At 48.2% G+C, this 340-nt stretch carries 1 protein-coding gene; it reads left to right on the forward strand.

Features of this window, described 5'->3' with window-relative positions:
• On the forward strand, positions 1-340 hold a 340-nt coding region (locus tag GD597_RS21745), incomplete at both ends, for a hypothetical protein (RefSeq protein WP_216368668.1).

Raw genomic sequence — 340 nt, forward strand, 5'->3', positions numbered from 1 at the left:
GGCCAAGCCCACCATCAACAGCAGGGAAATACTGTTCAATCCCTTAAGCAAACTAATCACCAGGGTAATTTCCTCCCTAAACAGTACCGATGCAAGCCCCCAAATCAAGGCCGATGCCAAAGGCCTTGCTGATAAAATCCGGGGCTTCGGTTTAAGCAAACCAAAAGCAGCACCACCGGCAGATGGCACCACTCCACCCGATGCCGATTTTGTAAGCAAAAGCCACTTAGGTTTTGTACAGCGGGCAGATAATTTTAAAAGCCTCATCGAATTATTAAAAACCGAACCGGCATACACCCCCAACGAGGCAGATTTAACCACCGCATCATTAGCCACATTG

This window comes from Limnovirga soli (assembly GCF_013106755.1).
Lineage (GTDB): Bacteria > Bacteroidota > Bacteroidia > Chitinophagales > Chitinophagaceae > Limnovirga > Limnovirga soli.